The following is a 5,811-nucleotide window of genomic DNA, read 5'->3' as shown; positions in this document are numbered from 1 at the left end:
GTGGCCGCCCGCGCGGCCGCGATTCGGCGACCCCGCAAATCCCATTCCCTGACCACAGGTCCAGCACCGCAACCCCCTGGCACGACGTAGCCCCTCGGGCAGCCGTCCCTGGCAGCGAGCAACCTCGATGCGCCCGAGGGAATCTGAAGGCAGGCGCCGAAGGCGACAACGAAGATGACGACGGGGCAGTCCGGAGCGAAGGCTCCGGACCGCAATCGTGGGCGCTCGCTGCCAGGGACGGCTGCCCGAGGGGCGGCCCACGAAGCCCACATCTCCGCAAGCCCCGTCTCCGCAAGCCACATCTCACCAACACATAATTCAATAAATCACCTAAGAGGTTTTAAAACCGCACAAAAGTAGTACTACGAATCTGCAACTCCCCCCACAACCCCAGCCAAATCCGGATACCCACCGCACCCCCCGGACAATCCCCCCTCAAAAACCTCAACTCCCCCCATTCCCCCGCACCCCCCGGATACCCAACGCCAAATCCGGATAACGCCCCTAGCCACAACCCAGCCACCATCCGCCTCGTCATCCCGCCCTACACGAGGTCTTCCCATGAAAGGTCTGGCTCACAAAACCGCCATCGTCACCGGTGGCGCCACGCTCATCGGCGCCGGCGTCGTTGCCGCCTTGCGCGCCTACGGTGTACGCGTCGCCGTCTTCGACATCGACACCGCCGGCGGCGAACGCCTGGCCGCCACCGACCCCGACGGCATCCGCTTCTGGCCCGTCGACATCACCGACGACGCCCAGCTTGCCCGCGGCGTTGCCGATGCCGCCGCCCACTTCGGCCGCATCGACTTCCTCGTCAACCTGGCCGCCACCTACCTGGATGACGGCGCCGCGTCCGGCCGCGCCGACTGGCTGCGCGCCCTGGACATCAACGTCGTCAGCGCCGTCATGGCCGCGCGCGCCGTTCACCCGCACCTTGTGGCCGCAGGCGGCGGCGCCATCGTCAACTTCACCAGCATCTCGTCGCGCGTTGCCCAGACCGGCCGCTGGCTCTATCCCGTGTCCAAGGCCGCCATGCTGCAAGTCACCCGCAGCCTCGCCATGGACTACGCCGCCGACCGCATCCGCGTGAACTCCGTCTCGCCCGGCTGGACCTGGTCTCGCGTCATGGACGAAATCACCGGTGGCGACCGCGCCAAGACCGATCGCGTGGCCGCCGACTATCACCTGCTGGGCCGCGTCGGCGACCCCGCCGAAGTCGCCGAGGTCGTGGCCTTTCTACTGTCCGAACACGCCAGCGTCGTCACCGGCGCCGACTACGCCGCCGACGGCGGCTATTCCGCCATGGGCCCCGAACAGGCCCGTCCCGCCATCCCGCGCCTGGCCGAATAAGGCGCGATCCACCCTCATCCCGCGCCAGGCCAAGCCGGGCGCACCCGACCCCATGCAACGGTCCGCCACCGCGGCGGACCCGCACCCAAACAGGAGAACACCCCATGCGTCGAATCGCCATCGTCGGAGGAGGGCAGGCCGGTCTGCCCCTGGCCCTGGGCCTGCTGGACAAAGGCTACGAGGTCACCGTGGTCACCAACCGCGAACCGGACAACATCCGCCAGGGCAAGGTCATGTCCAGCCAATGCATGTTCGATGCCTCGCTGCAGGTCGAGCGTGACCTGGGCCTGAACCAGTGGGAGGCCCAGTGCCCGCCCGTGGAAGGCATCGGCCTGGCCGTGCCGCACCCCGAACGCCCCGGCCACAAGCTGATCGACTGGGCCGCGCGCCTGGACCGGCCCGCGCAGGCGGTGGACCAGCGCATCAAGATGCCCGCCTGGATGGAATTGTTTGCGGCCCGCGGCGGCCGCCTGCTGATCCAGGACGGCGGCGTGGCCGAGCTGGAAATCCTGGCCGCCTCGCACGACCTGGTGCTGCTGGCCGCCGGCAAGGGCGATGTCGTCAAGCTGTTCGAGCGCGATGTTGCCCGCTCGCGCTTTGACAAGCCGCAGCGCGCCCTGGCGCTGACCTATGTGTTCGGCATGAAGCCGGCGCCAGAATTCTCGCGCGTGGCCTTCAACCTGATTCCCGGCGTGGGCGAATATTTCGTGTTTCCCGCGCTGACCACCGGCGGCCCCTGCGAAATCATGGTGTTCGAAGGCGTGCCCGGCGGCCCCATGGATTGCTGGCGCGACCTCAAGACCCCGCAGGAACACCTGCTGCAAAGCCTGAACATTCTGCACACCTTCCTGCCGTGGGAGGCCGAGCGCTGCGGGTCGGTGGAACTGACCGACGCCAACGGCATCCTGGCCGGCAGCTTCGCGCCCACCGTGCGCAAGCCAGTGATGACGCTGCCCTCGGGCCGGCTGGTGTTCGGCCTGGGCGATGCCGTGGTCACCAACGACCCGATCACCGGCCAGGGCTCGAACAATGCCACCAAGGCCTGCGCCGTCTACCTGGACGCGATCCTGGCGCACGGCGACGGTGAATTCACGGCGCAGTGGATGCAGCAGACCTTCGAGCGCTTCTGGGACTACGCCAGCGCGGTGGTCGACTGGACCAACTCGATGCTGCTGCCCCCGCCGCCGCACCTCTTGCAGTTGCTGCAGGCCGCCGGGGATGCGCCCGACCTGGCCCACGCCGTGGCCAATGGCTTTAACCATCCGCCCAGTTTCTTTCCGTGGTGGAGCGATCCGGCGGCGTGCGAGGCCTTCATCGCCGCCAAGTCGCCGCGGGCGGCGGCGTGATGGCGGCCCTGGACTGGGGCAGCACCGACCTGCACCCCAAGGTCCTGCGCGGCGTGCTGGGCAGTTACCCGACCGGCGTGGCCATCGTGGCCACGCGTTGTCCGGACGGCCGCAACGTCGGGCTGACCATCAATTCGTTCGCGTCGCTGTCGCTGGACCCGCCGCTGGTGCTGTGGAGCCTGGTGAACCGCTCGCCCAACCTGGCGGCGTTTCGTGATTGCCGCCATTTCACCATCAGCGTGCTGGCCTGCGGCCAGGAAGCGCTGGCGCGGCGCTTTGCCGACCCGGCGGTGCCGGACAAGTTCGACGGCACCGCGCTGCATGAAGTGCCCGAGGGCGTGCCCGCCATTGTCGGCGCGGTGGCCACGCTGGTCTGCGCCAACGACCAGCAAAGCCCGGCGGGCGACCACCTGCTGCTGTTCGGCCGGGTGCTGCGCGTGGCCAGCGTGGCCGCCACGCCGCTGGTGTTCCACGCGGGCCGGTTCACCGAATTGCTGCAACCGAATTGACGCGCCGCCCCAACGACGCCCCGACCCTGACGCAACCGAACTGATTCCCCCATGACCCAACCTTCAACGGCCGACCCCCAGATCATCGTGGTGGGCAGCGGCATGAATTCGCTGGTGTGCGCCGCCTTGCTGGCGCAGCGCGGCAAATCGGTGCTGGTGCTGGAACGCAACGACCGCCTGGGCGGCTGCATCCGTACCGAGGAACTGTTCCCCGGCTATCGCCACGACGTGCTGTCCAGCTGGTATCCGCTGTTCGTCGGCAGCCCGGCCTATGCGGCGCTCAAACCCGCCTTGCAGGCTGCCGGCCTGGAATTCGCCCAGTGCGGCTACACCACCGGCCTGGTGCGGCCGGACGGCAGCGGCGTGGCCCTGAAGCAGGACATCGAAGACAGCGTGCGCCGGCTGGACGCCTGGGCGCCAGGCGACGGCCAGGCCTTTGGCGCCATGGCGCAGCGCCTGTTCGGGCAAGACGCGGCGCTGACCTTCGGCTTGCTGGGCCAGAACCCCTACGGGGCCGGCATGCTCAAGCTGCTGTTCAAGGAATGGCGCCGGCGCGGCCTGGACGGGCTGCTGGGCTTTGCCGCCGATTCCCTGGAGAGTTTTCGCCGCTGGTCCGAGCGTGAGCTGCAGTCCGATGGCGCGCGCGCCCTGATCGCGCCCTGGGTGCTGCACACCGGCCTGGGCCCGGACGATGCCTGCTCGGCGCTGATCGGCAAGCTGACCTTTGCCGCGGTGGTGGCCGGCGGCATGCCGGTGGTCAAGGGCGGCAGCCAAGGCGTGGTGGATGCGCTGGCCAAGGTGATCGAACAGCACGGCGGCCGGCTGCTGACCCATACCACGGTCGAACGCGTGCTGACCCAGGGCGAAGGCCGGCGTCGCCGCGCGGTGGGCGTGCGGGCAGGGGGCCGCGAGTTCCGCGCGACCGAGGCGGTGGTGTGCAACGTCGTGCCCGGCCAGCTCTACGGCACATTGTTGCCGGACGCACCCGAACCCGTGCGCCAGCGCGCCGCCGGCTATCGCCATGGCCGCGGCGGCATGCAGATCCATTTCGCGTTGAACGCGCCGCCCGATTGGCTGACGCCGGAACTGCGCCACGTGCCGCTGGTGCACCTGACCGACAGCATGGAACAGGTCTGTGCGTCGGTCACCGAGGCCAACAACGGCCTGTTGCCCGCGCGGCCCACGCTGGCCATCGGCCAGCCCACGGCGGTGGACCCGTCGCGTGCGCCGGACGGCGGCTGGATCCTGTGGGTGCAGATGCAGGAACTGCCGGTGCGCATCAAGGGCGATGCCGCCGGCCTGATCGCGCCGCCCGCCGATGGCCGCTGGACCGAGGCGCTGCGCGAAGCCATGGCCGACCGCGTACAGGCGCGCCTGGAAGCGGTCATGCCGGGCCTGGCGTCGCGCATCGTCGGGCGCCGCAGCTATAGCCCGGCCGACCTGGAATCGCTCAATTGCAACCTGGTGGGCGGCGATCCGTACGCGGGCGTGTGCTCGCCCGACCAGTTCTTCTGGCTGCGGCCCTTTGCCGGCGGCCACGGCGCGCGCGGCCATCGCACGCCGCTGCGCAATCTTTTCCACATCGGCGCCGCCACCCATCCGGGCCCCGGACTGGGCGGCGGTTCCGGCTATCTCGTCGCGCAACATCTCGCGCCCCGCGGGGGCAGGAGCGGAACATGAAGAGACACCTGAAACGCCGGCTGGCTTGCGCCGCGGCATTGGCGCTGGCAAGCACCGCGGCGCACGCCACGGAAGGCGGCGGCTTGGGCATCTATCCGGACGGCCTGGAGAACTTCATGTCGGGCGCGCTGCCGCCGCCCGGCGTGCACATGCTGATCTACGGCGGCGGCGCCCGCTACGACAAGCTGCGCGGCAACGACGGCGAGCGCCTGCCGGTGCCGGACTTCAAGGTCGACGTCAACGTGCTGGCCCCGCGCCTGATCTGGGTGACGCCGCAGCAGGTGCTGGGCGGCCAGCTGGCTTTCCATGCCATCGCGCCGCTGCTGGACGTGACCTTCAAGGCGGGCGGCCAGCGCTATCGCAGCACGGGCCTGGGCGACATGACGCTGGGCGTGGCGCTGGGTTATCACCTGTCCGAATCGTTGCATTACGTGGTCGGGCTGGACATGTACGCGCCCACCGGCGAATACAGCCGCAACGATCCGTCCAGCCTGGGCAAGAACTACTGGACCGCGCAGCCGGTGTTCGCGCTCAGCCGCATCAGTCCGGATGGTTTCAATGCCGACCTGAAGCTGATGTACGACTTCAACTTCCGCAATTCCGCCACGGACACGCGTTCGGGCCAGGCCATCCACGCCGATTACGCGGTGGGTTGGGGCGTGGGCAAGGGCTGGGTGCTGGGCGTGGGCGGCCATGCCTTCCAGCAGGTCACCGACGACAACGGCCCCAACAGCGCCGCCGGCCGAGCCCGCGCCTTTGGCGTCGGCCCGTCGGTGCGCTACATGAACGACCGGGGCTGGCTGTTCACCGCCAAATGGCAGCAGGAATTCCAGGTCAAGAACCGGCCGGAAGGCCAGCAGCTCTACGTCAAGCTGGCCATTCCGTTCTAAAGCGGCGTGCGGCGGGTCCGCCCGGCAAGCGGACCC

At 69.2% G+C, this 5,811-nt stretch carries 5 protein-coding genes; all 5 read left to right on the top strand.

The genetic code is table 11. The features are described from left to right. The first annotated feature begins 561 nt into the window (after positions 1–561). The 5 genes from U858_RS0133005 (at position 562) to U858_RS0132985 (ending at position 5,775) form a co-directional block, all read left to right on the top strand. Positions 562–1,350, top strand: coding sequence for an SDR family oxidoreductase (locus U858_RS0133005; RefSeq protein ID WP_025141345.1), 789 nt, complete (start codon positions 562–564; stop codon positions 1,348–1,350). 104 nt (positions 1,351–1,454) lie between these two features. Continuing rightward, positions 1,455–2,696 carry a styrene monooxygenase/indole monooxygenase family protein gene (locus U858_RS0133000; RefSeq protein WP_025141344.1) on the top strand — a complete coding sequence of 414 codons (1,242 nt, stop codon included), beginning with the start codon at positions 1,455–1,457 and terminating at the stop codon, positions 2,694–2,696. Further along, entirely contained in the window at positions 2,696–3,205 is a 510-nt protein-coding gene (locus U858_RS0132995) for a flavin reductase family protein (protein ID WP_029954732.1), read from the top strand. The genes U858_RS0133000 and U858_RS0132995 overlap by 1 nt, the downstream gene beginning before the upstream one ends. A gap of 51 nt (positions 3,206–3,256) precedes the next feature. Continuing rightward, on the top strand, positions 3,257–4,885 hold the full coding sequence (locus tag U858_RS0132990) for an NAD(P)/FAD-dependent oxidoreductase (protein ID WP_025141342.1): 1,629 nt from the start codon (positions 3,257–3,259) through the stop codon (positions 4,883–4,885). Then, the gene (locus U858_RS0132985; protein WP_025141341.1) at positions 4,882–5,775 is read left to right on the top strand and encodes a transporter; all 894 of its coding nucleotides are present in this window, start codon (positions 4,882–4,884) and stop codon (positions 5,773–5,775) included. Before U858_RS0132990 ends, U858_RS0132985 begins: the two co-directional genes overlap by 4 nt. Positions 5,776–5,811: the final 36 nt, after the last annotated feature.

This window comes from Achromobacter sp. DH1f, assembly GCF_000633435.1.
Classification (GTDB): Bacteria; Pseudomonadota; Gammaproteobacteria; order Burkholderiales; family Burkholderiaceae_B; genus Achromobacter; species Achromobacter deleyi.
This window is presented reverse-complemented; position numbering and strand designations above follow the sequence as displayed.

Excerpts from the sequence above, each read along its gene's own strand:
- U858_RS0132985 (WP_025141341.1), top strand. The coding sequence starts at position 4,882 with ATGAAGAGACACCTGAAACGCCGGCTGGCTTGCGCCGCGGCATTGGCG.
- U858_RS0132990 (WP_025141342.1), top strand. The coding sequence starts at position 3,257 with ATGACCCAACCTTCAACGGCCGACCCCCAGATCATCGTGGTGGGCAGC.
- U858_RS0132995 (WP_029954732.1), top strand. The coding sequence starts at position 2,696 with ATGGCGGCCCTGGACTGGGGCAGCACCGACCTGCACCCCAAGGTCCTG.
- U858_RS0133005 (WP_025141345.1), top strand. The coding sequence starts at position 562 with ATGAAAGGTCTGGCTCACAAAACCGCCATCGTCACCGGTGGCGCCACG.
- U858_RS0133000 (WP_025141344.1), top strand. The coding sequence starts at position 1,455 with ATGCGTCGAATCGCCATCGTCGGAGGAGGGCAGGCCGGTCTGCCCCTG.